A 24,000-nucleotide genomic window follows, 5' to 3' on the forward strand; every position below is an offset into this window, starting at 1 on the left:
CCGACAGGAGCTGAACACTGATGTCACGCCTTTCGCTTGCCGCCCTCGCCTTCGCCGGACTGATCGGTCTGGCCGCGTGCGGCGGAGACACCGAGTCCGAGAACGGCGACGCCGCTGAGGAGGAGACCAACGAGGAAGCCCCGGCCGAGGAGGAAGGCGGGGAGGAAGGCGACGACGGCGAGGCCGCCGACGAGACCGTCGCGGTCGACGCGGGCGAGTTCTTCTACGATGGGATCCCCGAGACACTCCCGGCCGGCACCGTCGCGTTCGACCTTGAGAACACCGGCGAGATGCCCCATGACCTCGTGATCGAGGAACTCGGCGACGAGACGGTGATCGAGGAGACGGCGGGCGGCGAGTCCGCCAGCGGCACCGTCGAACTCGAGCCGGGCGAGTACACGATCTACTGCTCGATCGGGAACCACCGCCAGCAAGGGATGGAGCAGACCGTCACGGTCGAGTAGTGGCGGTCCCGGTCCGTACCCCGGTGGCCGCGCGTTCCTCGGCCGCCGGGCCGGCTCCGGCCCGGCCCTGGAAACGGGTCAGACGTGCGAGCGCGCCAGCACGCCCTCGGCTTCGAGCAGCGGCACCTGCTCGGCGGCCCACGGGCTGATCGCCCACGGCGCCGCTCCCGCGAGTGCGACGAAACTGCTCCACGAGACCCACTGCCACTCGGCGATCTCGGAGGGGTCGGGATCGGGCGTGTCGTTTGTCAGCGCCGTGTACACCGGGCAGAACTCGTTCTCCACGACCCCTTCGGCCGAGCGGGCGCGGTAGCGGAAGTTCGGCAGCACCTGGTCAACACCGTGCAGCGCGATCCCCAGTTCCTCGCGCACCCGGCGGCGCACCGCCTGCTCCCCGTTCTCCCCCGGACCGGGGTGACCACAGCAGCTGTTCGTCCAGACACCCGGCCACGTCGCCTTGGACAGCGCACGCCGGGTGGCGAGCAGCCGGCCGCGGTCGTCGAAGACGTAGCAGGAGAAGGCGAGGTGCAGCGGCGTCTCCGCGCCGTGCACCGCGAACTTGTCGGCTGTGCCGATGGGGCTGAGGTCCGCGTCGAGCAGCACAACAAGGTCGTTGGGCCTGCCCGCTGGGGTGTCAGGTGCGTCACCGTGTGGCTGTGTCATCTCTTCCAAGCTAGCCTGCTCTGACCGGCGGCGTCCTGGAAAACCGCAGATCGAAGAGGTGGTTCCCGGGGTGTCCGACCGCGTGCTCGCCCAACCGGCTCCGAACGGCACCCGGCATGACCGGCCGGACACGGCGGCTTCCTGCCACGGAGCGGCGGCGTCGCCCCGTTCGGGGTGTGCACGACCCGTCCACGACCTTCGCATCGCGGACAGGTAGGGCCGGCGCCTCCGCTCGCACGCGCCCTCGGCCGGCCCAGCGGGGGTCAGGAGCTGAACGCGCGCAGCGCTCGGGGAGACCGGCCGGTGAGTTCGTCGAGTGCGGCGGAGGTGGCGTCGTCGGCCGGCAGCAGGACGACCAGGCGCGGCTCGTCCGTGTCGGCGACGTCGAGTGTCTCGTAGGCGAGCCGCAGCACGCCCACCTCAGGGTGCGCCATGCGCTCGATCCCGGCACGGCTGGGCGGTTCGGGTGCGCGCCGCAGCCGGTCGGCGAGTGCGGATCCGGCGGTTTCGGCCAACTCCTCGGTTAACGCCGTGGTGTGCGGATCGCCGCGGTGGGTCTCAAGCCGCAGGTTGGCGGCATGCTCGTCGGCCGCGCTCTCCCAGTCGGGGAACGCCGTCCGCGCGCGGGGGTCGGTGAACACGTACCGGATGAGGTTGGCGGGTTGGGCATCGAGCAGCCCGAGGGGCCGGGCGAGCCGTTCGTATCCCGACGTGTACGCGATGATGTCGCTCAACCGGTTGCGCAGGAACGCGGGCGCCGGCTCCAGGTGGTCGAGGACCGCCCGGACCGTGGGCCGCACCACGTGGGACGGGGGGTCGGCGTCCGAGCAGACGAACCCGCTGGCGGCCTTGGCCGCGCGGCGGAGCATGATGTGCTCGTCGTGGGCGAGGCGCAGCGCGACGCCGAGCGCGGAGAGGACCTCAGTCGACGGGTTGCGATCGCGCCCCTGTTCAATCCGGGTCAGGTATTCGACGCTGACCCCGGAGAGCATGGCCAGCTCCGACCGCCGCAGACCCGGGGTACGGCGGCGGGCTCCGTTGGGAAGCCCGACCTCGGCGGGTGTGACGGTCTCGCGCCGGCTGCGGAGGAAGTCCCCCAACTCGTTGTCGCCCACACCCAGAGTCTAGCGACCCGGTCCTCTCCCGCTGCCGAGCATGGCCCTGCCGGGGCTAGCCACACGGCGGCCTCCCTATTGGGCGCCGTCCGCCCCACGCTTATCCCATGAGCTACGAGAACACGCACAACGACCACCGCGTCCCCACTATCGCCGTCGTGGGCGGCGGGTACGGCGGTATCACCACCGCCAAGGCCCTCGACGACGTGGCCAACATCGTCCTTGTCGACCCCCAGGACTCCTTCGTGCACAACGTCGCCGCCCTGCGCGGCGTCGTGGACCCGTCCTGGGCGGAGCGCATCTTCCTGCCCTACGACCGGCTGCTGCGCCACGGCCGGGTGGTGCACGACCGGGCGGCGCACGTGGACTCCGGAGGGGTCACGCTCGGCTCCGGTGAGCGGGTCGCCGCCGACTACATCGTCCTTGCCACCGGTTCGAACTACCCGTTCCCGGCGAAGGTCGACGCCGAGGAAAGCACGACCGGCATCGCCATGTTCCACACGATGCACAAGGAGCTGGCCGGCGCCGAGCGCGTGCTGCTCCTTGGCGCGGGACCGGTGGGGCTGGAGCTCGCCGGCGAGATCAAGGCGGTATGGCCCCACAAGGCTGTCACGATCGTCGATCCGGCCAGCGACGTCGTCGCCGGGCGGTTCCCCGACAACTTCCGGGCGGAGGTGCGGCGCCAGGTCGACGCGCTGGGGATCGAGCTGCTCCTCGACACGCCGCTGCGTGCGCAGCCCTCGTCCGCGCCCGGCGAGTCGGCGCCGTTCACCGTCACGACCCAGGAGGGCCGGGAGATCACCGCCGACATCTGGTTCCGCTGCTTCGGCGTCGAGCCGGTGAGTGACTACCTGGCCGCCGAGCTCGCGGGCGCCCGGACGGCCGACGGCCACATCGAGGTCGACGCCGAGCTGCGGCTTTCCGGAGCGCGCAACGTGTTCGCCATCGGCGACGTCACCGCGATCCCCGAACCCAAGATGGCCAAGCAGGCTGGCGACCACGCCGAGGTGGTCGCCGCCAACATCAAAGCCCTGGTCAGCGGCGACGGCGAGCTGACGAGCTACGAACCCGGTCCGGACGGCATCGCCCTGCCGCTGGGCCCCAAGGGAGGCGTGTCGTTCTCTTGGGACTACGCACCCGAGACGGGAATGCTGGATGCCGAGACCACGGCCCAGGTCAAGGGCGAGGGCCTGATGCTCGACACCTTCGCCGAGCTCCTGGGGCGCGCCTGAGAGCTGCCGGTGCGTGGCCACGGAGAGCGGTCACGCACCGGTGGGTGCCCCGGAACCGCGTCCGGCGCGGCACGGCATCCGCGCTGGTCCGCGGCGCTGGGGATACCGGGCCCCTTTCGCTAGTCGCAAGGACGCCGGACCTGCTGAGCGTCGTCAGCCTGCTCGGCGAGGTCGACGATGGCTCCGGCGAGCTGGCGGATCCGCTCCGGGCGCAACCGGTAGTAGGTGAACCGGCCGTGCGGCTCGGCGGCGACGAACCCCGCCTCGCGCAGCACCCGCAGGTGGTGGCTGATCGTGGGCTGCCGGGCCCCGGTCTCGTCGATGAGGTGGCAGGTGCACAACTGCTCTCGCGCGAGCAACCGGACGATCCGGGCGCGCAGCGGGTCCCCCAACAGCTTGACGGCGCCCTCCGCGGGCTCCTCGCACGACATCAGCATGGCCGGATAACACCACTTCCCGGTCTACGCGTCAACGACACCGGACGCGCGTCCGCGCGTTCCGGCACACCATCACCGCCGCTCCGGAACCCCCAGCTCCCGGAGCAGCGCGGCAACACGGGCACCGATCTCGTCCCGCACCGGTCGGACCCCCTCGATGGGCTGCCCGGCGGGGTCGTCGAGCTCCCAGTCCAGGTAGCGCTTGCCCGGGAACACCGGGCAGGTGTCGCCGCACCCCATGGTGATCACAACGTCGCTGCTCTCGACAGCGTCGGCGGTGAGGGACTTCGGCCGCTGCTCGGAGATGTCGATCCCCACCTCGCGCATCGCCGAGACAGCGACCGGGTTGATGGCCTCACCCGGCTCGGAGCCGGCGGAGCGGACCTCGACGGCGTCGCCGCCGTAGTGGTTGAGGAAACCCGCCGCCATCTGGGAGCGGCCCGCGTTGTGTACGCAGACGAAAAGCACGCTGGGCTTGTCCATAATGGGGACCCTTTCACAAGTGGGACGCGGACCGGCGCCGGAACGCGATCCTAGTCAGGCGGAGCACCCCGCTCCGCGGTGTGCGGACCGGACCCGCCGGGCTCCACCCGGCCGGCGAAGAACCGGCGCGACCACAGCGAGACGTAGACCAGACCGACAAGTACTGGCACCTCGATCAGCGGACCGACAACACCGGCGAGCGCCTGCCCGGAGGCCACCCCGAAGACCCCGATCGCGACGGCGATCGCGAGCTCGAAGTTGTTGCCGGCGGCGGTGAACGCCAGCGTCGTCGACCGCTCGTAGCCGAGCCCGATAGCCCAGCCGAGCAGCATCGACAGCCCCCACATCAGGGCGAAGTACACCAGCAGCGGTATCGCGATGCGGGCGACGTCCAGCGGCTGCGACGTGATCGCTTCCCCCTGGAACGTGAACAGCATGACGATGGTGAACAGCAGCCCGTAGAGCGCGACAGGGCCGATCGCCGGCAGGAAGCGGCCCTCGTACCACTCGCGCCCCCGCGAGCGCTCGCCGACGACCCGGGTAAGGAAGCCCGCGGCGAGCGGGATACCGAGGAAGACCAGGACGCTCTTGGCGATGTCCCAGGCGGAGACGTCGATTCCGGTCTGGGCGAGGCCGAGCCATCCCGGAAGCAGGTCGAGGTAGAACCAGCCGAGGACGCCGAACAGCAGCACCTGGAACACGGAGTTGAGCGCGACGAGAACGGCGGCGGCCTCGCGGTCGCCGCGGGCGAGGTCGTTCCAGATGATCACCATCGCGATGCACCGGGCCAGTCCGACAATGATCAGCCCGGTTCGGTACTCGGGGAGATCAGGCAGGAAGGTCCAGGCCAGCGCGAACATCACCGCCGGACCCGCCACCCAGTTCAGCACCACTGACGGGACCAGGGTCCGGTAGTCGCGGGTGACGGTGTCGAGCCGGTCGTAGCGCACCTTGGCCAGCACCGGATACATCATCAGCAGCAGGCCCAGCGCGATCGGCAGCGAGACTCCGTCGACCTGGACGGCGTCCAGCGCACGCGGGAGCCCGGGAATCCAGCGTCCCAGGACCAGACCGGTGACCATGGCCAGCCCGATCCATACCGGCAGAAACCGGTCCAGTGTCGACAACCGCGCGGCGGCCGCCCGCGTGGCCATGCCCACCTCGGAATCGGCAGTCACCCTGGCCCCTCTCATTCGAATGCAGCGGGGGTCACCCGCTGCATCAGATCAATTCATGTTGATATCAATTCTCATCGATATGTTACGTCTTCCCCTCCACCGGAGCAACCAAAGCGCCCGGACCGCCATCCCATCCCCAGAGAGACTCTGCGCACAGCCCGGCACCGCGCCTCGAACTTGACAATTCACCCAAGATTCACGAATGCTCACGGACTCAGCCACGAGGCTGACCGCCCCCCACCCCGGAGGACCCCGTGAACGACTTCACCCTCATCATTCTTGGCGCCGCCATCAGCCTGGTGAGCAGCGTATCCGTCACCTGGTTACAGGCCAGATACCTGCGACGCACCGAACTGCGCGCGACGGCCCGGGAGTCCACCCGGCAGCTCACCTCCATGTTCATCGCCGAGCGCGACAACCCCGCCGAGACCACCAGTAAGGAGCCGTCGGCGAACCTCACCGAGGCGGAGATGACCGCGGCCGCCCTCGCCGACCGCCGCACCCGCGAGCGCGTCCGCGCGCTGATCCGGCTGCTCCGCGAGCTCAAGCTGCCGGAGCTCCAGGAACTCAGCGGGACCAAGCCGGAACGCGCGCGCCAGCAGATCTGCGACCACGCCTTGGAGGTCCTGGGCGCACACTTCCGCGCCGAGCGCATCCCCGGCCTGCCGCAGTCGGTTCGCAAGATCCTCGACGTCGAGGACGAGGCCCTGAACATCCACGCCGGCGGAGGAACGTCGAAGCCGGACGACACCGCCGCGTCCGAAGCATCATCAGCCACGGGCTCCGCCGCGAACCGCGGGGGAGCACGGCGCAAGTCGCAGGCGGTCCCGGCCGACGGCAAGAGCGCCACCAAGAAGACCGGCGACAAGGGCAAAGAGAAGGACGTCGACTCCAGCGAGTTCTGGAACAACGACTGACCACCGGTCCGCCGGCCGGAGCCGCCGCGGCTGACAGGCGGCCGCGCACGCTCATCGGCGGCGATCTTGAGGATTGCGTTCCTTCACCGCCCTGCACAGGAACGCAATCCTCAAGATCGGCGCGCACGCGGCGCGGGCAGTGGGGCTCCCGCGCCCAGCGCCCAGCGACGACGGCGACGGCGACAGATCAAGGGCGGGGCGCCACGGCGCCCCGCCCTTTTCCTCTGCCCGCAGGGACCGGACTCACCGGCCCCCGCGTGGTCCCCGCAATGGAGGACGTCCCCACAAGCGTCTTGGCGGTGGGGTGGTTAGAGGCCCTGAGCGGCGCGGCTTCTCCGGTTCATCTCCGTCCCGGGAACCCCCACAATCCCCAGAACGCCCCGCTCCCCGGATCCGGTCACGCCCCGCCCAGGGCCCGCGTGCGCCCCATTTCGGACGGAACAATGGGGCGCACGGTCTATGGAGTCTTACTTCGCCTCGACGTTCACCACGTCGTCGGCGGGCTCCAGGCCGTCGGCCACCCCGGACGGGGCGGTGTCGGCGAGCTCGTCGGTGGCCTCGTCGGAGTCGACCTCCTTGGCCTCGCCAGCGGTCTCGTCGACGTCACCGGTGTCGGGGGCGTCGGGGACGTCGGCCGGGGCCTCCGAGACCAGGTGGTCGACCGTGCCCTCAGCCGTGTCGGTGCCGCGGTCGCGCACCTCGCCCGCCTCGTCCTTGACCTCCTCGGGGGACTCCGGCGCCGCGCCGTCGAGGTCCGGGGCCTCCCCGGCGGCCTGCTCAACGGTCTGCTCGGCGTCCTGGGGCAGCAGCGTCTCGGGGACACCGCTGACCGTGCCGAGCGGGTCGGGGAGCTCGTGGAGACCGGGAACCTCGGGAGCCCCGGTCTCGGGCAGGCCGGTACCGGGCCGCTCGGCGGCGGGCGCCTCCGGCTGCGGCAGCTCGTTGCTGAGGTGGTTGACCTGCTCAGCGCTGTTCACCCCCCGGTTCAGGGTGCTGTGCGCGGCGCCGTTGGCACCCCCCGGCAGAGCCTGCGCGGGCAGCGAGTTCACCGTCCCGTGGGCGAGCCCGCGCGCCTGCGGCGCCGTCTGGTGCACCGTGTGCACGCCGGCGGCGTCCTGGACGGTGCCGAGCGTGTCCTCTGCCCCGGACGCGTCAACGCCGGGGACGGCCGGGGTCTCGGTGCCGGGCGCGGGGAGCGTGTGCGCCATCTGCGGCACCTCAACGTCGCGCTGCACCTGGTCCACCGGTCCGGTCGGGTCCGCCGGCAGGCCGGGCACGGACGGGGCGACGGGCTGCGTCCGGAGCGCGTCCGTCACGCCGAACTCGTCGGCCGAGGCGATACCCGCACCGGCGGCAACGAAGCCGGCGGCACCGGCCGCCACGATTGCGGCCTTGGCGGAGGTGCAAGCGAGCTGGAACATGAAACTGCGTCCTTCCGGATCGTGTGCGTCTCTCGATGTCTGTACTGGGAGCGGGCGGATGGCTCCGCCCTGGCCCACGCGGCGCCCTGGCCAGGGGCGCCGTAGCGCGGGTGTGCGGTTCACCGGTGCCGCCCCGCGCTTGGCGGGCACGGGCGGCGGCTCCGAAGGCAGTCGGAAGGTCTGGCGGGCCCCCGACTGGCGTGAACCTCGTGACACTCAGGGGCACGGGGCTCACGTCAGTGCCCAGGGGCGATCCGGGCGGATCGCTACTGGATCAACGGGGCTACTGCCGTGAGGGGGTGCGGGACTCCTGCGCCGCGCATTGGGGCGGGGCCCGTCACCAGGGGTCCGGGGCCGTACCCGAGAGGGCCGGCGGCACCCGCGAAGAACAGGGGTGTCTCCCGGAAGCGCCGCGAGCTAGTCGGGCGAAACGGTCGGCTCGTCGACCGGGTTCTGCGGCGCCATGGCGAGCGCGTGCCGGGCGGTCTCGGGCAGCCCGGTCTCGGGCGGCACGACCGCCGCCGCGGGCAGGAAGCCCGCCTGCACTGGCACGGCGGTGCCGCTCTGCGCCGGCGGAGCGGAGCTGAGGGGGGTGTTGGCGGGGCCGCCACCACGAACCGGCTTCTCCCCGCCGGGACTGGCGGCCTTGGGCTCCCCGGTACCGCCGAGGTAGCTCCCGCCCAGCTCGATGGAATGCGAGTGGCCGGCGGAGCGGAAATCGCCCCGCTGCTCGTCGCGGGCGCGGTCACCGGACGATGAGTCGGAGCCGCCGGCCGAACCAACACTCTCGGGTGTGTAGCCGGCGGCGGAATCGGCAATGTCGCCGATCCCGGACTCGGTGATCCGCTCGGTGGTCTGCGTGCTCTGCTCGACCGCGGCGGCCACCTCACTTGCGGCGTCGACGCCGGTGCTGCGCGCCGGGGCCTCCGCCGCCGCGTCGGCGGCCGGAGCCGACTGGGCGTTCTCGTTGGCGTGCTCGGCCGCTCCGTTCGCCGACTGCGTGGCCCTGCCCGCGGACCGCTCCGCGGCCTGACCGGCCCGGGAGTCGCCCCCCGGCGCGGCCTGGTGCCGCACGTTCTCGGTGGCTTTACCAGCGGAACCAGCGGCCTCACCAGCGGCCGGGGCGGCGTGGTCCCGCGTGCGCTCGGCGGCCTCGCCGGCCGCGTTGTCGCTCTGGGGGGCGCTCCGCGTGACCTCGGAGGTGTCGGCTCCGCCGACCTCTCCGCCGATCTCGTCGGCGCTCGCCGCGGCCGCGCCGAGGAACCATGCGGCGACGACGAACCCGCCGATCAGCAGCAGCCGCCGGAGCGCGCTCCCGCCAACCGCGCGTACGGCCGAGGCGACGCGTGATACGCGTCCCGGTCGACCAATACGCAGCACAGGAGGTCCTCTCGTCGTGAACGATGAGCGGAGCACAAGGGGAGCGGCACGCCGCATCCACAGCCACGGGCTGGGACGACGTTGCGGGCCGTATCCGTCCCCTCGCTCAGAGGCGACCGTAGCATGCTCACCTCAGCTGGCAAGGCGACCGGGTGGAAATTCCCCGACAACGAACGAATCTTTTTCTGAAATCCGCACGTCATCGGGGAGGCGAAAGATGTTCTGCACCACTGCCTGCCAATTCATTCCACACTGGGCAAGGCGAGCACCGCTCCCGGCTGGCGCCGGCACCAATCTTCCCGCCAAGCGGGAATGCCGGCCATGCGCGCGCTGTTCGGGGCGATTTCGCCGACAATGCGGCGAATACCACGAATCTGACTACATTGGGGACCGTTTCCCGATACGGTGTGTGCTCGGAGGTATCGAGACGTGACCGAACTTCCCGACCGCCCGCAGACTCCCCACGCGCGGACCGACGATCACGCCGAGATCCGCGCCCGTCTGGAGGCCGCACTGTCGGCACACGACCGTGTGCACTCGCTTCTTGAGGCGGTGCTCTCCATTGGGAGCGACCTCGACCTCACGGCGGTGCTGCGCAACCTCGCCGAAGCCGCCGCGAGTCTGGTGGATGCCAAGTACGCGGGCCTCGGCGTCATCGCCGAGGACGGTCACTTCGGTGAGTTCATCAACGTCGGGCTGAGCGAGGAGGAGGCGCGCTGTGTCCCCCGGTTTCCACAGGGCACAGGCCTGCTCGCGGTCCCCTCGACAGAACGCCGCGCTTTACGCCTGAACGACCTGCGCAACCACGCCAGCTTCCGCGGTTTCCCCGAGGGCCATCCGGTTATGAGCACCTTCCTCGGTGTGCCGATCCAGGTACGCGACGAGGTGTTCGGCAACCTCTACCTCGCCGAGAAGAACGACGGCGGGCAGTTCGACGAGAACGACGAGGCCACCGTGACCGCGCTGGCAACCGCCGCCGGGGTCGCGATCGAGAACGCCAGGCTGTTCGAGGAAACCCGGCTGCGCGAGCGCTGGCTGGCCGCGTCCACCGAGATCACCACGCGCCTGCTGTCCGGCGGCGCCGCCGGGGACGTCCTGGGGCACCTGGCGCAGCAGGCCCGGGAGATGGCCGATGCCGACATCGCTGTCGTTCTGCTCCCCGAGCCGCGCGACCACGAGCTCATCGCCGAGATCGCCGACGGCCCACGGGCCGCGGAGGTCGTCAAGACCCAGTTGAGCATCGCCGAGACGCTGTGCGGCGACGTTTACCGCAACGGCGAGGCCATGACCATCCCCGATCTTCGGCAGGTCAACTGCCCGATGCTCAGCCACCACGGTTTCCGGCCCGGGATGCTGGTGCCGTTCGGCACGACCGCGCACACCCGCGGTGTCCTGCTGCTGGGCAAGTCCGGCGCCCGGGCGGCCCCGTTCGACGACGCCACGCGGCGCATGCTCAACGCGTTCGCCGGGCAGGCGGCGGTCGCACTGGAGCTCGCCGAGGCGCGGCAGGACGCCGAGCGGCTGGTCGTGCTGGAGGACCGCGACCGGATCGCCAAGGACCTGCACGACGTTGTCATCCAGCGCCTCTTCGCTTCGGCCATGAACCTGGTGAGCACCCTGCGGCTGGTCAACGACACCGAGGCGGGTGAACGCGTGCGGCGCACCATCGACGACCTCGACGGCACCATCCGCGAGATCCGCTCCACGGTGTTCGCGTTGCGGCAACCGACCACCGAGGGCGTCGCGTCGCTGCGCGGCCGCATCCTGGCGGCGGTCGAGAACACCGCGAAGACCCTGGGTTTCCACCCCGGGGTTCGGCTCGACGGCCCGATCGACACCTCGGTCTCCGGCAAGATCGGCGAGCAGCTCCTCGCCGTCCTCAACGAGGGCCTGTCCAATGTCGCCCGGCACGCACACGCCACGGAAGCGCACGTCCTGGTGTCCATCGACGCCCGGGTCACGCTGCGGATCACGGACAACGGTGTCGGCGCCACCGGGCACCGGCCCGGCAGCGGGCTGCGCAACATGGCCGAGCGCGCCCAGGCACTGGGCGGCGAGTTCGCCGTGGAGCCGCGCGAGGTGTCCGGGACCGTGCTGCGCTGGTGCGTGCCCCGCGGCAACCCCGACGACGGGACCGCCGCGGCCCACTGAGCGGACCCGCCCGGCGCTGCCGCTCCGGACTCGTGGCTAGCGGTTCTTCCCGCGCAGCTCGGCGACGAGGATCGCGGCCTGCGTCCGGCGTTTCAGGTCGAGCTTGGACAGCAGCCCCGATACGTAGTTCTTCACGGTCTTCTCGGCCAGGTACAACCGGTCCCCGATTTGGCGGTTGGTGAGCCCTTCGCCGATGAGGTCGAGGATCTGCCGTTCCTTCGGGGTCAGCTCGGCCAGCGGGTCGGGTTCGGCGGGGGTGCTGCCGGACTGGTGCAGCATCCGCCCGGTGTTCCCGGGGTCGAGCAACGAACCGCCCTCGGCGACCGTTCGGACCGCTCCCACCAGGTCGGCCCCGTGGATCTGCTTCAGCACATACCCCGCGGCACCGGCCATGATCGCGTCGTAGAGGGCTTCGTCGTCAGTGAACGAGGTCAGCATCAAACAACGGGTGCCGGGCCAGCCCGACTGGACGTCCCGGCACACCGTCACCCCGGAGGCGTCGGGCAGCCGGACGTCCAGCACGACCACATCGGGGCACACAGCGGGGATGCGGGCGAGCGCCTGCTCCGCGGTCCCCGCCTCGCCGACGACCCGGATGTCGTCCTCCCCTTCGAGTAGGGCGGAGACCCCCCGCCGCACCACTTCGTGGTCGTCCACGAGAAAGACGGTGATCTGCTGCCCCGCCGGCGCTCCGGTCAATTCCGAGCTCCCTCGCGTCGCGAATGTCGGTGACGACGCTAGCGCTCGGCGCCCTCCGGCGGCGCGCGGCCCCCGCTATGGGGAGGGCGCACCGCCCTCCCCTGGGTACTCACGGCCAGTTACCGGTCTGCGGCCGGGCCTGCTCGAACGCGTGGCTCGCCGCCAGCACCAGCGCGTCGGAGTGGCGGGGGCCAACGACCTGCAGCCCGACGGGCAGCCCCGCTTCGGTGAACCCGCACGGCACGCTGGCCGCCGGCTGCTCTGTCATGTTGAAGGGGTAGCTGAAGCCGGCCCAACTGGTCCACCGGCGCTCGGCGGAGCCGGGCGGCACCTCCAGGCCGGCCTCGAACGGGGGGATCGGCATGGCCGGGGTGAGCAGCAGGTCGTACCGCTGGTGGAACAACCCCATACGCCGCCCCAGGTCCATCCGCGTGACCATGGCCGTGACGTAGTCCTGGGCGGAGTAGGTCAGCCCTTCGTCGATGATCTCGCGCAACCCGGGGTCGAGCCGCTCGCGCTGCGCGTCGGTCAGACTCTCGGTCGCCTTGGCGGCACCACTGAACCAGAGCACGTGGAACGCGTCGCCGCACTCGTAGATGTCCGGATCGGTCTCCTCGACGTGCGCACCCAGCTCCTCGAAGGCGCGCACCGCGTCGGCCACGATCCGGGCCACCTCCGGGTCGACCCGCACGTGCCCGAGAGTGGGGCTGAACGCGATACGAAGCTCGCTCATCGGACGCCGCAACCCGTCAGTGAAGCTGGCGGCCGGCGGCGGGAGCGCGCCCCAGTCGCGCACGTCGGGCTCGGCCATGACGTCGAGCATCAGCGCGGAATCGGCGACCGTGCGGGTCATCGGACCCGAGTGGGCGAGGGTGCCGAACGCGCTCGCCGGGTGGTGCGGAACAAGGCCCCGCGTCGGCTTGAGAGCGAAGGTGCCGGTGAAGCTCGCCGGGATGCGCACCGACCCCCCGGCGTCGGTCCCGGTGGCAAGCGGCGCCATACCGGCGGCGACCGCGGCCGAAGCCCCGCCGCTGGAACCGCCGGGCGTCTTGGACAGGTCCCACGGGTTTCGGGTGACCCCGGTGAGCGGCGAGTCGGTCACCCCTTTCCACGCCAGCTCGGGGGTGGTGGTCTTGCCCACGAAGACGGCACCGTGCTCGCGGAGCCGGGCGACCACCGGGGAGTCCTCCTCCCACTGCTGGTCCGGGTCGGTGTTGAGCGACCCGCGCAGTGTGGGCCAGCCCCGCGTGAGCATCATGTCCTTGATGGACGTGGGGACGCCGTCGAGCCGGCCCGCGGGTTCGCCCCGCCGCCAGCGCTCCTCGGAGGCGCGCGCCGCGGCCCGGGCTTCATCCGGTTTGACCAGGCAGAACGCATTGAGCGCCGGGTTGTTCCGGTCGATCTGGTCCAGGACGGCATCGGTGGCCTCGACCGGGGACAGGTCGCCGCGCTCGTAGCCCGCGAGGAGCTCGGTCGCGGACAGGGCCGCGGGCGAGCCCTCCCTCGGCGATTCCGGAGCAGGCGCCGCCGCCCGCTCTCCTCCCTGGTCAAGCCCCTCGAACTTGGTACTCACACTTCCCTCGATTCCAGTTCTGCGCCGATCGTGCGAATCTCGTTCTTCCCCGAGCTCGTCGGGTTGGATGGCTTTCCCCTACCCACGCTGTTGGGCAGTGGGGCCGCGCCGGGGGTTGGGGTAACGGGGCCGCGCCGGGGTGGGGTGCGGCAATGGGGCACCCCGCGAGCGAAGCGAGAGGGGCGCCAGCTTGCCGCCGAGCGCGCGGTGCACCAACGCTGGGCGGCGAGCTGGCTCGCTCGCCGCGCCCGCTCCGCCCCATTGCCGCACCCCTGCACTCGCCTCGCCTCATTGCCGCGATACGCGGGTGATGGGCCTCGGACCGTCCCAAAGCCCGAAGCACTCGGGGGAGGACGCGGGACAACAGGTCACGCGCCGGCGACGTAGCCGCGCCGCTTGTCGACGATGTTGCGCAGTTCGCGCCCTTCGAGGAAACGGCCGAGGTTGTCGGTGAACAGCTCGACCAGCGCCGAACGCCAGCCGATGACGTCACCGGACATGTGCGGCGAGATGACCACCTCCGGGAGGTCCCACAGCGGGGAGGTCTCAGGGAGCGGCTCGGTCTCGAAGACGTCCAGTGCGGCGCCGCCGATAGTGCCCTCGCGCAGCGCGCTCACCAGGTCGTCCTCGACCACGAGTTGGCCGCGGGCGATGTTGATGAGCCGGGCCGTGTCCTTCATCCGCGCCAGTGCCGCGGCGTCCATCAGGCCCTGGGTCGCGGCGGTGAGCGGGGCGGCGAGGACGACGAAGTCGGCGCGCTGCAGCGCGCCGTCGAGGCCCGGCGCGGCACCGGAGTCCAGGGAGGCCTGGACCACGGTGCCGAAGTCGGGGTCGGACTCGCGCGCCGTGCGTCCGGCGCCCTCGACCCGCATTCCGGCGGCACTGAGCTGGCGGGCAATCGCGCGGCCGATGGGGCCGGTCCCGATGACCAGGGCGCGCCGGCCGCCAATGCGCTCGGTCTCGCGGTGCCGCCACAGCCGGTTCCGCTGCAGGTCCAGACTTCGGGGGAAGTCCTTGGCGAAGCTCAGCACCAGGCCGAGTACGTACTCGGCGATGGGCTCGTCGAAGACCCCGCGCGAGTTGGTCACCGTGACGTCGCTGTCGACGAGGCCGGGGAACATGAGGTTGTCGACGCCCGCCGTCGCGGCGTGTATCCACCGCAGGTGGTCGGCTTTGGGCCACGCCGTGGTGACCGCCTCGGAGAACAGGTCCCAGACGAACAGCGCCTGGGTCCCGGGAAGCGCCTCGGAAAGCTGGTCAGCCGTGGCGTAGCGCACCGCTTGGAGCCTCGGATCGGCGTCGATGGTCTCGTGCCCGGGAGGAAGGTCGTCACCGTGCAGAATGGTGACTACCGGGCCGGTGCCCGGTGGCCGCTGTGGCTGGGTGGTCACGGAAGTGGCTCCCTGCTACGCAACGTAGGTGGTCGGTTCGTGGTGCCGGATCCGCCGCCCGGAGTCGGCCGGCCCACGCGCCGGTATCCTGCCCTGCGGACGGAGGATGAACACGGCATCGACCGGAGCGGTAACGCCCCGATGCCGAGGCCACCACCCGCCACACGGGGTGACGGAACGGGATTCGCGCGGCCAGTGCCAAGCTAGAGACCAATCATAGGATTGTCAACAATCTCACACCAAAGGCCACAAGAATCCGAATTCCCCCGAAACGAGCGGCTCCCCACACACGCGGTGGCGCCCGCGGGACGGAACCCCGGCACTGCCAGGAATACCGGTACCCACGGAAACGTCTCACATGTGTGGCACGGGGCGATTAACCGATGATTGAAGTGCCGGGCCACCCGCTCCTATGATTGTCGACAATCCGCGGTGTCGGAGCCCGCCGCGGGGTGCAGTCAACGACATTCCCAACAGCATTCTCACCCGCACTCGTATCAGCACACTTGCGTTCACCCCAATCCCGGCCGCCTTCTCTCGGGCCCGGCCGCAGGATCGGGGGCCCGCTTATGTCGTGACGACGCCGGGCGATGACCGCCACGGCGTGCGGCACGCGTGAGCACTATCTGCCTAGCCCAACCCGAAAGGGCCGACGATGCCCAGGTACATGACCATCAGCCTGGAGAAGCGCGGAGTCTCCTGCGTGGCGGAGCTTCTCGACAAGGACGCGCCGCGGACCTGCGACGCCGTCTGGAACGCGCTTCCCCAGGGCGGTGACATCCATCACGCGAAGTACGCCCGCAACGAGGTCTACGCGATGGTCCCCCGGTTCGCCCCCGAAGAGCCCGGGCAGGAGAATCCCACGGTCACTCCCATACCGGGCGACGTTGTGTACTTCTCCTTCGAGGGAGGCATGCTCGACCGCCAGTTCAAGGAGGAGAAGAGCATCGACCACCTGCCGGGTGTCATCGATCTCGCCATCTTCTACGGCCGCAACAACCTCCTTCTCAACGGTGACGTCGGCTGGGTCCCCGGCAACGTCTACGCCACCATCGTCGAGGGTCTCGACCGCATGGCCGAGGCGTGCCACGACGTCTGGCGCTCCGGCAGTGTGGGCGAGCGGCTGACCTACCGGCGCAAGGAATAGCCGCGCCGTTTCCCCTGTCCCACCGGCGGCCCCTCACGGGTCGGTGCGTAGTGACCAGCAAGCGACTCTCGATGAACAAGAGCAGAAGGGGGTGAATGACCAATGCGGCCCGATCGGCTCGCCGGTGAACCGGCGCACGAAGAGGAGGAGCGGGTCATCCTCGATCAGACGCCGGCAACGGCTCCGCCCGCACCCGGCTCCGCTGAACCGGCCACGAACGCAGGCCAGAACGACACCGATCTCCACAACGTTGTGGAGATCTCGGCGCTGTTCGACACCCCGATGCAGTCCGGCATCGGGATCGTCGCGCCCTACGACTTCGCGCTCGACCGCGAGCTGTGGCGCTGGGCACCGGACGACGTTTCCCTCTACGTCACCCGCTTGCCCTTCGTCCGCGTCCCGGTCACCGTGGACCAGGCGTCGGCCCTCAGCGACGGCGACAACGTGTCGCGCGCTACCCGTGACCTCCTCGCACCAGAGCCCCTCGTCGTCGGCTACGCCTGCGCGTCGGGCAGCTTCGTGAACGGCGTCGCCGGCGAGCGGCAGCTGCGCGGCAGCATCCTGGACGCCGGCGCGCCCGCGGCCGTCACCACGTCCGGGGCGCTCATCAGCGCGCTGGCCACGATCAACGCCAACCGCATCGCGGTCGTCACCCCCTATGTCGACAGTGTCACCGAGCGGCTCATCAGCTTCCTCTCCGGGCACAACATCGAGACCGTCTCAAGCGTCGGGCTGGGACTGCTCAACCACATCTGGAAGGTCGCATACTCGGAGGTGGTGCAGGCGGTGCGGGACGCCGACCGCCCCGAGGCCGAGGCCATCTTCATCAGCTGCACCAATGTCCTCACCTACGACATCATCGCGCCGCTGGAGCGCATGCTCGGCAAGCCGGTCATCGCGGCCAACCAGGTGACCATGTGGGCCGCGCTCCAGGCCATCGGCCGGCATGCGGTGGCCCACGGGCAGCACCTCGTTGACATCACCGACCTCACGGCAGCCTGAGGCCGCGCGTACGAAGGGAGTGGAGCACAGATGGCAGTCGCGGGATTCCTGTACCCGGGCTACAGCGCCGAAGACGACTACCCGGAGTTCTCCCGGCGGCTCGGCCCCGGAGTCGAGCTGCGCGTCGTGCACACCCTGATGCGCGAGGACGCCCACCGCGTCGACGCGCTGCTGGACGTGGGTGGGGCCGATGTTCTCGCCGACGGGGCCCGCGAACTGCGCGATCTCGGCGTCGACTCGGTGGTGTGGGCCTGCACCAGCGGAAGCTTCGTCTTCGGCTGGAAGGGCGCGCGCACGCAGGTCGAGGGGGTGCGCGAGGTCGCCGGCACCCCCGCGTCCAGCACGTCGTTCGCGTTCGTCAACGCGGTCCGGCATCTGGACCTGAGCCGCGTGGCGATCGCGGCGAGCTACCCCGACGACGTTACGTTGCGGTTCGTCGAGTTCCTGCGCGACGGCGGTGTGGAAGTCGTGGCGATGGCCAGCCGCGACATCATCACCGCGGCCGAGGTGGGCACGCTCGCCGGGGCCGATGTGCTGGACTTCGTAGCACGCAACGACCACGAGGACGCCGAGGCGATCCTGGTCCCCGACACCGCGTTGCACAGCGCCGGGATCCTGGACGACCTTGAGGAGCGGGTGGGAAAGCCGGTGCTGACGGCTAACCAGGTGAGCGTGTGGGAAGGGCTCCGGCTGGCCGGAGCCGAGAACCCGCACGACGGCCTCGGTTCATTGTTCCGTGCGGGCATGCCCGCACGGACCGCGGTCGCCGACAGCTAACCAACATCGGCGATGATAGGTGGCCGGGGCACATCGTGCCCCGGCCACTGCCCGTTCCACCGCTCCCCCGACGAACGCTTGCGAGGATGCAATGAGTGTCCCGGGCCGACTCCAACCCGTCCCCCGCAGGTCCACCGCCGCTGTCATCGCCGACCAGCTCCGGTCGGCGATCATGTACGGCTCGCTCGAACCGGGCGACCAGCTTGGCGAGACCGACCTGGCCGGCCAGCTCGGGGTGAGCCGCGGTCCTCTACGCGAGGCCATGCAGCGGCTGGTGCAGGAAGGGCTACTGCGCAGCGAGCGGCATCGCGGCCTGTTCGTCCGCGAGCTCACGGCCGACGACGTCCGGGACATCTACATCTCCCGCCTCGCCATCGAGCGCACCGCGTGCGCGCTGATCATGCGCGGCAACCGGGGCGAGGCACTGGCCCGGCTGACCCCCATGCTGGAGCAGTTGGTGCAGGCGGCGGAATCGCGCGACCGCGTGGCAATGAGCGACGCCGACCAGGCGTTCCACCAGACCCTGGTGAGCTGCTCGGGGAACTCCCGGTTGGAGCGCATGACCCAGACCCTGCTGGTCGAGACCCGCATGTGCCTGACGGTGATGCAGGAGGTCTACCCCGAGCCCACCGAGCTGGTCGAGGAGCACCAGAAGCTGCTCGACGCCATCACCAACGGTGACGAGGACCTGCTGCTGCGCCTCATCGAGTCGCACATGCTCGAAACCGTCGAGCGGATCAACGGACCGGGCAGCGGTGGCGAGCCGCCCGTGGGCGGATGGGGGCCGTCGATCGGCAACACGTAACCGCAAGGTAAGCAATTACTAACTATTGCGCGATACACAACCCTTTGCATAATACCCAACACGCCACCCACAATGTAGGTGTGGGAGTACCCCCATGTCACACTCGTTAACGGGTCTCCCAGTCCGAGACTGACGTTCCACGCAGCGAGTTCCCCGCAAGGGAAGACCAGGGGTGGTGTCATGCAAATCCCGAGCGACCTGGAGATTGCCCGCGACGCGGTACTCGAACCGCTTTCCGACATCGCGGGCCGTATGGGCATTGGGCCTCATCTCCTGGAGCCGTACGGCGAAAGCGTCATGAAGGTCCGGCTCGAAGCCGCCGACGAGCTCGCCGAACGGCCACGGGCGCGCTACGTCGTCGTGACGGCCGTGACCCCCACACCGCTCGGCGAGGGCAAGACAACCACAACGGTCGGGCTCGGCGACGGCCTGAGCCGCACCGGCCGGCGGACCACCCTCGCGCTCCGCCAGCCGTCCATGGGCCCGGTCTTCGGCATCAAGGGCGGTGCGGCCGGCGGCGGGTACAGCCAGGTCGTCCCCATGGAGACGCTCAACCTGCACCTCACCGGCGACATCCACGCGATCACAGCGGCGCACAACCTGCTCGCCGCCATGATCGACAACCACCTTTACCAGGGCAACCAGCTCGAACTCGACCCGCACAGCATCACGTGGCGCCGGGCACTCGACATCAACGACCGGGCACTGCGCAACATCGTCACCGGACTGGGATCCCGCACTGACGGCACCCCGCGCCAGACCGGCTTCGACATCACCGCCGCTTCCGAGGTCATGGCGCTGCTGTCGCTGGCCACGTCAGTACGCGACCTCCGCGCCCGGCTCGGCCGGATCGTCGTCGGCACCAACCGCTCCGGCAAGCCCGTCACCGCCGAGGAGCTCGGCGCGGCCGGCGCCATGGCGGCGCTGTTGCGCGACGCGATCAAGCCGAACCTGCTGCAGACCCTTGAGCACACCCCGGTCCTGGTGCACACCGGCCCGTTCGGCAACATCGCCACCGGCAACTCCTCCGTCGTTGCCGACCTCGTCGGCCTGCGCAGCAGCGACTACCTGGTCACCGAGGCCGGCTTCGGCGCCGACATGGGCGCCGAGCGCTTCTTCAACATCAAGTGCCGGATCTCCGGGCAGGCCCCCGACGCCGCTGTCCTCGTGGCAACGGTGCGCGCGCTGAAGACGCACTCCGGCCGGTTCAAGGTGGTCGCGGGCCGGCCGCTGCCCGAGGAGATGCTCGCCGAGAGCCCCGACGACGTCCGGGCCGGCGCCGCCAACCTCCGCAAACAGATCGAGAACTGCCGGCTGCACGGTGTCTCACCGGTGGTCGCGATCAACGCCTTCCCGACCGACCACCCCTCCGAGCTCGACGAGGTCCGCGCGATCGCGGCCGAGGCCGGGGCGCGCAGCGCGGTGTGCCGCAACGTCGTCGAGGGCGGCCGGGGCGCCGAGGAGCTGGCCGAGACCGTGGCCGAAGCGGCCGAGGAACCCAGCGACTTCACCCTGCTCTACCCGGACAACCTCTCGCTGCGCGAGAAGGTCGAGGCGGTCGCCCGCAACGTCTACGGCGCCGACGGCGTGGAGTACAGCACGACCGCCGAGAAGCAGCTCGAGTCGTGTGAACGCAACGGGCTCGGCCACCTTCCGGTGTGCATCGCCAAGACCCACCTCTCGATCTCGGCCGACCCGCAGTTGCGCGGCGCGCCGACCGGGTGGACCCTGCCGGTCCGCGAGGTCCGGGCGTCAGCCGGAGCCGGGTTCGTGTACCTGATCTGCGGCACAATGCAGACGATGCCGGGCCTCAGCGCCACGCCCGCGGCGTTCAACATCGACATCGACGAGGACGGCCAGGTCTCCGGGCTTTCGTAGACCACCGGCATCCCGGTGGAGTGCGGGCCCGCACTCCACCGGGAGCACCGGCCGGGTCCTGGATCGATGATGCGGGCGGCTGGTTGGGCCTCCGACGAGGGCAGCGAAGGCAGCGGCTGGCTTGAGTAATCGGTGCGGGCGGCGGTTGGTGACGCGTGCGACGAGGGCAGCGAAGGCGATGGGTGGCCGACCCACCCACCGTCCTCGCTGCCCTCGTTGGGTGCCGCTTCCCCACCGCACCGCCCGCGGTGGGAAGCGGCACCCAACGAAGTACTGCTAGTCGACTCCGCCGATCCCGATGTACTTCGTCTCCAGGAACTCGTCGATGCCGACACGGCCGCCCTCGCGGCCCAGGCCCGAGTGCTTGACCCCGCCGAACGGGGCTGCCGGGTTGGAGACGATGCCCTGGTTCAGCCCGACCATCCCGGTCTCCAGGTTCTCCGAGACCCGGAACGCCCGGTTCAGGTCACTGGTGTAGACGTAGCTGACCAGGCCGTACTCGGTGTCGTTGGCGTCGGCCAGCGCCTCCTCCTCGGTCTCGAACGTGATGACCGGCGCCACCGGCCCGAAGATCTCGGTGTCGGAGAGCTCGCTCTCCTGCGGGACATCGGAGAGCACCGTGGGCTTGTAGAAGTAGCCCGCACCGTCGTCCGGCCCGCCGCCGACCATGACCTTGGCGCCCCGGCCCACAGCGTCGTCCACCAAGTGCTGCACCTTCTCGCGCGCCTTCGCGTCGATCAGCGGGCCCACCTGCACGCCTTCCTCAGTGCCGCGGCCGACCCGCAGCGCCCCCATGCGCTCGCTGAGCCGCCGGGCGAACTCGGAGGCGATACCGGACTGCGCGTAGATGCGGTTCGCGGCGGTGCACGCCTCGCCGATGTTGCGCATCTTGGCCTGCATCGCGCCCTCGACCGCGGCGTCCAGGTCGGCGTCGTCGAACACCAGGAACGGGGCGTTCCCGCCCAGCTCCATCGACGTCCGCAGCACCTGGTCGGCGCTCTGCTCCAGCAGCTTGCGGCCGACCCCCGTCGACCCGGTGAACGACATCTTGCGGATCCGGCCGTCGCGCAGCAGCGGTTCGGTCACCGAGCCGGCGTCGGTCGTGGGCAACACGCTCAGTACACCATCGGGCACCCCTGCCTCGCGCAGGATCCCGGCCAGCGCGAGCGCCGACAACGGGGTCTGCTGGGCCGGCTTCAGGATCGCGGTGCAGCCCGCGGCGATCGCCGGGCCGATCTTGCGGGTGCCCATCGCCATGGGGAAGTTCCACGGTGTGACGAGCATGCTCGGCCCCACCGGCTGCTGCATGATGAGGAACCGGGCCTGGCCGTTGGGCGAGGTGGAGAAACCGCCCTCGATACGCACGGCCTCCTCGGAGAACCAGCGGAGGAAGTCCGCGGCATAGGCGATCTCACCCTTGGCTTCCGGGAGCGGCTTGCCCATCTCCAACGTCATGAGCAGCGCGAGGTCGTCCTGGCGCTGCATCAGCAGCTCGTAGGCACGCCGCAGGATCTCACCGCGCTCGCGGGGGGCATGCTTGGCCCAGGTGGGCTGTGCCTGCACTGCGGCGTCGAGCGCGGCGAACGCGTCCTCGGTTCCCGCGTTGGCGATCTCACACAGCACCGATCCGGTTGAGGGGTCCTCGACCTTGAAGGTCGCACCCGACGCGGGGTCGCGCCACTCGCCCCCAATGAACAACTGCTTCGCGACCTGCTCGATCACTCGTTCCTCGTGACCTGCCACGACCATGATCTTCCACGTCCCCTTCCGGGCCGAAGCGACATCCGGTGTTCCTGTCTCGACCATCCGTGCGTACGCGTCCGGACGGAGGAACCCTACTGGTACGCCTTCCCCGCGCGCGCGTTCACTAACGGCGTCCTAGGGTACGCAGGGAAGGATGCGACCTGGAGCCAGACCGCGCATGGACACCGCCGTACGCCGGATGATTCCATAGTCGTCGATTGTCAACAATCCCATGAAATGAGGTCAGAGAATGGCTGAGCAGTCGGCCGGGCTCTCCCCGATGCTGAAGCAGGCGACCCCGGTCCTCGCCGCTCGCGGCGAGGGCGTCCACATCTATGACGAGGACGACCGGCGCTATCTCGACTTCACCGCCGGGATCGGCGTTACCAGCACGGGCCATTGCCACCCCAAGGTGGTCGAAGCGGCGCAGCGCCAGGTTGGGACGCTGATCCATGGACAGTACACGACCGTGATGCACCGTCCTCTGCTGCAGCTCACCGAGCGGCTCGGCTCGGTGCTGCCCGAGGGGATCGACCGGCTCTTCTTCGCCAACTCGGGAAGCGAGTCGGTCGAGGCGGCGCTGCGTCTCGCGCGCCAGGCCACGGGGCGGCAGAACGCCATCGTGTTCCAGGGGTCCTTCCACGGCCGCACCATGGCGGCGGCCTCGCTGACCACGTCCGGCGTGAAGATCCGCGCGGGGATCGGACCGCTGATGCCGGGGGTGGCGGTCTCCCCGTTCCCCTACGCCTACCGGCTCGGCATGTCCGAGGAGGAGGCCACCCGCTACGCGCTGCAGGAACTGGACTACCTGCTGGCCACGGTCAGCTCCCCGAAGGACACCGCGGCCATCTTCATCGAGCCGGTCCTCGGCGAGGGCGGTTACGTCCCGGCGCCGCCGGAGTTCCTGCGCGGGCTGCGGGAGCGAGCCGATAAGCACGGCATCCTGCTGGTCGGCGACGAGGTGCAGACCGGTTTCGGGCGCACCGGCCGCTTCTGGGGCCTCGACCACTCCGGAGTCCGGCCCGACATCGTGATCACCGCCAAGGGCCTGGCCAGCGGTTTCCCGTTGTCCGCGATCGCCGCGCCGAACGACCTGATGGAGAAGGCGTGGCCGGGCTCCCAGGGCGGTACCTACGGCGGCAACGCGGTCGCGTGCGCGGCGGCGCTGGCCACCCTGGACGTCGTCCAGGAGGAGGGCCTGGTGGAGAACGCGGCCCAGATGGGCGAGCGGCTGCAGAAGGGGCTGCGCCAGGTCGCCGACTCCCACCCGGCCATCGGCGACGTGCGCGGGCTCGGGCTGATGCTCGGCAACGAGTTCACCACCGCTGACGGCTCCCCGGACACCGACACCGCTACCCGCGCGCACAAGGCCGCCGCCGAACGAGGGCTGCTGCTGCTCACCTGCGGCCCGCACGGCAACATCGTGCGGATGATCCCGCCGCTGGTCGTCGGGCCCGAGCAGGTCGACACCGCCGTGGAGATCTGGTCGGAGGCGGTCGCCGACGCCACACGCTGAGGCGGGTTCGCCGGAAGACGCGCTGCTT

General features: G+C 70.4%; 21 protein-coding genes. 10 read left to right on the forward strand and 11 right to left on the reverse strand.

Annotated features, from left to right (window positions below):
- Positions 1 to 20: 20 nt before the first annotated feature.
- On the forward strand, positions 21 to 464 hold the full coding sequence (locus F4561_RS28945; protein WP_184584879.1) for a cupredoxin domain-containing protein: 444 nt from the start codon (positions 21 to 23) through the stop codon (positions 462 to 464).
- 78 nt (positions 465 to 542) lie between these two features.
- Here the strand turns inward: F4561_RS28945 and idi are convergent, their stop codons facing one another.
- Positions 543 to 1,127: an isopentenyl-diphosphate Delta-isomerase gene (gene idi / locus F4561_RS28950; protein WP_184584880.1), complete on the reverse strand. Its 585-nt coding sequence runs from the start codon at positions 1,125 to 1,127 to the stop codon at positions 543 to 545.
- A 263-nt stretch (positions 1,128 to 1,390) separates the two neighbouring features.
- Positions 1,391 to 2,242: a helix-turn-helix domain-containing protein gene (locus F4561_RS28955; RefSeq protein ID WP_184584881.1), complete on the reverse strand. Its 852-nt coding sequence runs from the start codon at positions 2,240 to 2,242 to the stop codon at positions 1,391 to 1,393.
- 107 nt (positions 2,243 to 2,349) lie between these two features.
- Between F4561_RS28955 and F4561_RS28960 the strand changes: the two genes are divergently transcribed.
- The gene (locus tag F4561_RS28960) at positions 2,350 to 3,474 is read left to right on the forward strand and encodes an NAD(P)/FAD-dependent oxidoreductase (RefSeq protein WP_184584882.1); all 1,125 of its coding nucleotides are present in this window, start codon (positions 2,350 to 2,352) and stop codon (positions 3,472 to 3,474) included.
- Positions 3,475 to 3,593: 119 nt separating this feature from the next.
- Here F4561_RS28960 and F4561_RS28965 read toward each other — a convergent pair whose 3' ends face one another.
- From F4561_RS28965 to arsB, 3 genes are all read right to left on the reverse strand, one after another.
- The gene (locus F4561_RS28965) at positions 3,594 to 3,911 is read right to left on the reverse strand and encodes an ArsR/SmtB family transcription factor (RefSeq protein WP_184584883.1); all 318 of its coding nucleotides are present in this window, start codon (positions 3,909 to 3,911) and stop codon (positions 3,594 to 3,596) included.
- A gap of 72 nt (positions 3,912 to 3,983) precedes the next feature.
- Positions 3,984 to 4,394: an arsenate reductase ArsC gene (locus tag F4561_RS28970; RefSeq protein WP_221446369.1), complete on the reverse strand. Its 411-nt coding sequence runs from the start codon at positions 4,392 to 4,394 to the stop codon at positions 3,984 to 3,986.
- A 50-nt stretch (positions 4,395 to 4,444) separates the two neighbouring features.
- Positions 4,445 to 5,548 (reverse strand): ACR3 family arsenite efflux transporter, encoded by a 1,104-nt coding sequence (gene arsB / locus F4561_RS28975; protein WP_184585350.1) that lies wholly within the window; start codon positions 5,546 to 5,548, stop codon positions 4,445 to 4,447.
- A 278-nt stretch (positions 5,549 to 5,826) separates the two neighbouring features.
- Between arsB and F4561_RS28980 the strand changes: the two genes are divergently transcribed.
- Positions 5,827 to 6,489 (forward strand): hypothetical protein, encoded by a 663-nt coding sequence (locus F4561_RS28980; RefSeq protein WP_184584884.1) that lies wholly within the window; start codon positions 5,827 to 5,829, stop codon positions 6,487 to 6,489.
- Positions 6,490 to 6,956: 467 nt separating this feature from the next.
- Here the strand turns inward: F4561_RS28980 and F4561_RS28985 are convergent, their stop codons facing one another.
- Together F4561_RS28985 and F4561_RS28990 are read right to left on the reverse strand one after the other, a co-directional pair.
- Positions 6,957 to 7,910 carry a hypothetical protein gene (locus F4561_RS28985; protein WP_184584885.1) on the reverse strand — a complete coding sequence of 318 codons (954 nt, stop codon included), beginning with the start codon at positions 7,908 to 7,910 and terminating at the stop codon, positions 6,957 to 6,959.
- Positions 7,911 to 8,327: 417 nt separating this feature from the next.
- Positions 8,328 to 9,290, reverse strand: coding sequence for a hypothetical protein (locus F4561_RS28990; protein WP_184584886.1), 963 nt, complete (start codon positions 9,288 to 9,290; stop codon positions 8,328 to 8,330).
- 429 nt (positions 9,291 to 9,719) lie between these two features.
- On the opposite strand from F4561_RS28990, the gene F4561_RS28995 reads away from it, so the two are divergent.
- A complete protein-coding gene (locus tag F4561_RS28995; protein WP_184584887.1) occupies positions 9,720 to 11,441 on the forward strand; it encodes a sensor histidine kinase in 1,722 nt (573 codons plus the stop codon).
- A 36-nt stretch (positions 11,442 to 11,477) separates the two neighbouring features.
- Here the strand turns inward: F4561_RS28995 and F4561_RS29000 are convergent, their stop codons facing one another.
- The 3 genes from F4561_RS29000 to F4561_RS29010 form a co-directional block, all read right to left on the reverse strand.
- Positions 11,478 to 12,140, reverse strand: a complete 663-nt coding sequence (locus F4561_RS29000; RefSeq protein WP_184584888.1) for a response regulator transcription factor — start codon at positions 12,138 to 12,140, stop codon at positions 11,478 to 11,480.
- A 109-nt stretch (positions 12,141 to 12,249) separates the two neighbouring features.
- Positions 12,250 to 13,713 carry an amidase gene (locus F4561_RS29005; protein WP_184584889.1) on the reverse strand — a complete coding sequence of 488 codons (1,464 nt, stop codon included), beginning with the start codon at positions 13,711 to 13,713 and terminating at the stop codon, positions 12,250 to 12,252.
- A gap of 368 nt (positions 13,714 to 14,081) precedes the next feature.
- Positions 14,082 to 15,104, reverse strand: coding sequence for a D-2-hydroxyacid dehydrogenase (locus tag F4561_RS29010; RefSeq protein ID WP_184584890.1), 1,023 nt, complete (start codon positions 15,102 to 15,104; stop codon positions 14,082 to 14,084).
- A gap of 667 nt (positions 15,105 to 15,771) precedes the next feature.
- Here F4561_RS29010 and F4561_RS29015 point away from each other — a divergent pair.
- The 5 genes from F4561_RS29015 (at position 15,772) to F4561_RS29035 (ending at position 20,713) form a co-directional block, all read left to right on the forward strand.
- Positions 15,772 to 16,251, forward strand: coding sequence for a DUF3830 family protein (locus F4561_RS29015; protein ID WP_221446370.1), 480 nt, complete (start codon positions 15,772 to 15,774; stop codon positions 16,249 to 16,251).
- 102 nt (positions 16,252 to 16,353) lie between these two features.
- The gene (locus F4561_RS29020; protein ID WP_184584892.1) at positions 16,354 to 17,253 is read left to right on the forward strand and encodes a maleate cis-trans isomerase family protein; all 900 of its coding nucleotides are present in this window, start codon (positions 16,354 to 16,356) and stop codon (positions 17,251 to 17,253) included.
- A 30-nt stretch (positions 17,254 to 17,283) separates the two neighbouring features.
- Complete coding sequence (locus F4561_RS29025) at positions 17,284 to 18,030, forward strand: maleate cis-trans isomerase family protein (protein WP_184584893.1); 747 nt, start codon at positions 17,284 to 17,286, stop codon at positions 18,028 to 18,030.
- 91 nt (positions 18,031 to 18,121) lie between these two features.
- Positions 18,122 to 18,835 (forward strand): GntR family transcriptional regulator, encoded by a 714-nt coding sequence (locus tag F4561_RS29030; RefSeq protein WP_184584894.1) that lies wholly within the window; start codon positions 18,122 to 18,124, stop codon positions 18,833 to 18,835.
- Between the two features lie 180 nt (positions 18,836 to 19,015).
- On the forward strand, positions 19,016 to 20,713 hold the full coding sequence (locus tag F4561_RS29035) for a formate--tetrahydrofolate ligase (RefSeq protein WP_184584895.1): 1,698 nt from the start codon (positions 19,016 to 19,018) through the stop codon (positions 20,711 to 20,713).
- 276 nt (positions 20,714 to 20,989) lie between these two features.
- Here F4561_RS29035 and F4561_RS29040 read toward each other — a convergent pair whose 3' ends face one another.
- Positions 20,990 to 22,462, reverse strand: coding sequence for an NAD-dependent succinate-semialdehyde dehydrogenase (locus F4561_RS29040; protein WP_221446371.1), 1,473 nt, complete (start codon positions 22,460 to 22,462; stop codon positions 20,990 to 20,992).
- A 244-nt stretch (positions 22,463 to 22,706) separates the two neighbouring features.
- On the opposite strand from F4561_RS29040, the gene F4561_RS29045 reads away from it, so the two are divergent.
- Complete coding sequence (locus F4561_RS29045; RefSeq protein WP_184584897.1) at positions 22,707 to 23,972, forward strand: aspartate aminotransferase family protein; 1,266 nt, start codon at positions 22,707 to 22,709, stop codon at positions 23,970 to 23,972.
- Positions 23,973 to 24,000 lie beyond the last annotated feature (28 nt).

The sequence above is a fragment of the Lipingzhangella halophila genome, from assembly GCF_014203805.1.
GTDB lineage: Bacteria > Actinomycetota > Actinomycetes > Streptosporangiales > Streptosporangiaceae > Lipingzhangella > Lipingzhangella halophila.

Excerpts from the sequence above, each read along its gene's own strand:
- F4561_RS28945 (WP_184584879.1), top strand. The coding sequence starts at position 21 with ATGTCACGCCTTTCGCTTGCCGCCCTCGCCTTCGCCGGACTGATCGGT.
- idi (WP_184584880.1), bottom strand. The coding sequence starts at position 1,127 with ATGACACAGCCACACGGTGACGCACCTGACACCCCAGCGGGCAGGCCC.
- F4561_RS28960 (WP_184584882.1), top strand. The coding sequence starts at position 2,350 with ATGAGCTACGAGAACACGCACAACGACCACCGCGTCCCCACTATCGCC.
- F4561_RS28965 (WP_184584883.1), bottom strand. The coding sequence starts at position 3,911 with ATGCTGATGTCGTGCGAGGAGCCCGCGGAGGGCGCCGTCAAGCTGTTG.
- F4561_RS28970 (WP_221446369.1), bottom strand. The coding sequence starts at position 4,394 with ATGGACAAGCCCAGCGTGCTTTTCGTCTGCGTACACAACGCGGGCCGC.
- arsB (WP_184585350.1), bottom strand. The coding sequence starts at position 5,548 with ATGGCCACGCGGGCGGCCGCCGCGCGGTTGTCGACACTGGACCGGTTT.
- F4561_RS28985 (WP_184584885.1), bottom strand. The coding sequence starts at position 7,910 with ATGTTCCAGCTCGCTTGCACCTCCGCCAAGGCCGCAATCGTGGCGGCC.
- F4561_RS29015 (WP_221446370.1), top strand. The coding sequence starts at position 15,772 with ATGACCATCAGCCTGGAGAAGCGCGGAGTCTCCTGCGTGGCGGAGCTT.
- F4561_RS29020 (WP_184584892.1), top strand. The coding sequence starts at position 16,354 with ATGCGGCCCGATCGGCTCGCCGGTGAACCGGCGCACGAAGAGGAGGAG.
- F4561_RS29025 (WP_184584893.1), top strand. The coding sequence starts at position 17,284 with ATGGCAGTCGCGGGATTCCTGTACCCGGGCTACAGCGCCGAAGACGAC.
- F4561_RS29030 (WP_184584894.1), top strand. The coding sequence starts at position 18,122 with ATGAGTGTCCCGGGCCGACTCCAACCCGTCCCCCGCAGGTCCACCGCC.
- F4561_RS29035 (WP_184584895.1), top strand. The coding sequence starts at position 19,016 with ATGCAAATCCCGAGCGACCTGGAGATTGCCCGCGACGCGGTACTCGAA.
- F4561_RS29040 (WP_221446371.1), bottom strand. The coding sequence starts at position 22,462 with ATGGTCGTGGCAGGTCACGAGGAACGAGTGATCGAGCAGGTCGCGAAG.
- F4561_RS29045 (WP_184584897.1), top strand. The coding sequence starts at position 22,707 with ATGGCTGAGCAGTCGGCCGGGCTCTCCCCGATGCTGAAGCAGGCGACC.